The organism is Phenylobacterium sp. CCH9-H3, from assembly GCF_001557235.1.
Lineage (GTDB): Bacteria > Pseudomonadota > Alphaproteobacteria > Caulobacterales > Caulobacteraceae > Phenylobacterium.
Map to the genome: position 1 here is coordinate 1 of NZ_LSJI01000100.1, position 2506 is coordinate 2506.

2 protein-coding genes are annotated in these 2506 nt (G+C 68.2%); one reads left to right on the forward strand and one right to left on the reverse strand.

Going from position 1 to position 2506, the window contains the following annotated elements; translation table 11 throughout:
• The coding region (locus AX721_RS09480; protein WP_156467096.1) for an SDR family oxidoreductase at positions 1-446 on the reverse strand (446 nt) is incomplete at its 3' end.
• Positions 447-633: 187 nt separating this feature from the next.
• On the opposite strand from AX721_RS09480, the gene AX721_RS09485 reads away from it, so the two are divergent.
• The coding region (locus tag AX721_RS09485) for a potassium transporter Kup (RefSeq protein ID WP_068875773.1) at positions 634-2506 on the forward strand (1873 nt) is incomplete at its 3' end.

Here is a 2506-nt window from a genome sequence, read left to right on the forward strand (position 1 = left end):
TCTGGACGGACCAGGCCGCCTTCATCCAGGTCATGACCACCGCCCCCTGCGAACCGGCGCTGCCGCATCCCGCCCAGCACCCGGTGCGCCAGTTCGCAGGGGGCGGTGGTCATGACCTGGATGAAGGCGGCCTGGTCCGTCCAGAGGGTCTCGCCGTAGCCGCCGGGCAGGCCGTAGCCCGCGTTGTTGACCAGGCAGTCCACCGTGCGGCCGTGCGCGGTCAGGTGGTCCAGGATCTCGCCCGGAGCCTCGGGCTCGGCGAGGTCGGCGGCCACGGTCAGGGTCTGGACGCCCCAGCGCAGCCGGACCTCCTCGGCCAGGGCGTCGAGCCGCTCGATCCGTCGGGCCGTGAGCGCCAGGTCGTACCCGTGGCTGGCCAGGATTCGGGCGAAAGCGGCGCCGATGCCTGCCGATGCGCCGGTCACGAGCGCCAGTTTTCGATCCATTCCGGGCCCCCGAGCCGTTCGCCTCGAAACTAGAGCGACAGTCGCCCCGTTCAAGGCGCAAGCTGGGCTGCGACACCTGCAACGAGGGTCGTGCGATTGTACGCCGTTCGGATTGGGTGTATTCGCGCCCGCCGCGACGGCATCGGGCCGCGAACGAGGGTCTTTCGGGACCCTTCGGAGATATTGGATGGCTGATCCGTCGATCGACGCTCAAAAGGCGTCCGAGGACACGTCGCAATCCCAGAATGGGCACGGCTCGCAGAAGGAAGGATTCTGGGCGCTGGCGCTCGGGTCCGTCGGCGTGGTGTTCGGCGACATCGGCACCAGCCCGCTCTACGCCATGCGCGAGGCCCTCGCCCATTCGCGCAGCGGCGGAACGGCCGAGCTTGCCGTCCTGGGCGTCGTTTCCCTGGTGATCTGGGCCCTCGTGCTGATCGTCACGGTCAAGTACGTCGTCTTCCTGATGAACGCCGACAACAAGGGCGAGGGCGGCACGCTCGCGCTCATGGCGCTCGCTCAGCGGGTCAGTCCCGGTCGGCGCTCGGTGATCATCTTTCTGCTGGGGGTCTTCGGGGCGGCGCTGTTCTACGCCGACGGGATCATCACGCCGGCGGTCTCGGTCCTCGGCTCCATGGAGGGGATGAAGGAGATTCCGGGCGTTGGCCCAAGGCTCGCCCCGCTGGTGCTGCCGGCCGCCGCCGCCATCCTCGTGGTGCTGTTCCTGGTCCAGTCCCGCGGCACCGCCAGCGTCGCCAAGCTGTTCGGGCCCGTGACCGCGGCCTGGTTCCTGGTCCTGGGCGGTCTGGGGCTCTACCACCTGTGGGACGACCTCTCGGTCTTCCGCGCCCTGTCGCCGCACTACGGCGTCATGTTCCTGCTGGACAACGGATTCCTGGGTTTCGTCATCCTCGGCAGCGTCTTCCTGGCCGTCACGGGCGCCGAGGCGCTGTATGCGGACATGGGCCATTTCGGCAAGGGCCCGATCCGGGCGGCCTGGGTGGTGCTCGTCCTGCCCGCGCTGGTGCTGAACTACCTGGGCCAGGGGGCCATGGTCCTCGCGCGCCCGGAGACGCGCGGAAACCCCTTCTTCGAGATGATCCCCGAGGCGGTCTACTGGCCCGTGTGGCTGCTCGCGATCGCCGCCACCGTGATCGCCAGCCAGGCGGTCATCACCGGCGCGTTTTCCATGACCCAGCAGGCGGTGTCGCTGGGCCTGTTCCCGCGGATCGACATCCGGCGCACCTCGGAAACCCAGGCCGGGCAGATCTACGTGCCGCAGGTGAACACGTTCCTGCTGGTCGGGGTGCTGGTGCTGCTCGTCATGTTCCGCACCTCGTCGAACCTGGCGGCGGCGTACGGGATCGCGGTGACGGGGGCGATGTTCGTCGACACCCTGCTGTTCTTCTACATTGTCCGCTACATGTGGAAGCGGCCGGTCTGGCAGGCCGCGGGCGCGACGGCCGCGTTCGGCGCGCTGGACCTCGTCTTCATCTCCTCGAACCTGCTGAAGATCCCGCAGGGCGCCTGGCTGCCGCTGGTCCTGGGCGCGGCCCTGGTGGTGATCATGTGGACCTGGACGCGCGGCGCCCAGATCCTTACCGACAAGACGCGGCGCGACAGCGTCTCCCTGGCCGAACTGGCCGACATCCTGAAGGCGCGCGCGCCGCACCGGGCGCCGGGCACCGCCATCTTCCTGACCAGCGACCCGGACACCGCCCCGGTCGCGCTGATGCACAACCTCAAGCACAACAAGGTGCTGCACGAGAAGAACATCATTCTCTCCGTGCACACCGCCGAGACGCCGCGGCTCAGCGACGACAACCGCATCCGGATCGAGCCGGTGAACGAGGACTTCAAGAAGGTCATCATCGGCTACGGCTTCATGGAGCAGCCGAACGTGCCCAAGGCCCTGGGCCTGTGCCGCAAGCAGGGGCTGAAGTTCGACATCATGGCCACGTCGTTCTTCTTGGGAAGGCGCAGCGTGGTGCCCTCCGCCCAGTCGGGCATGCCGCTCTGGCAGGACAAGCTGTTCATCTTCCTGATGAAGAACGCCGCCAACC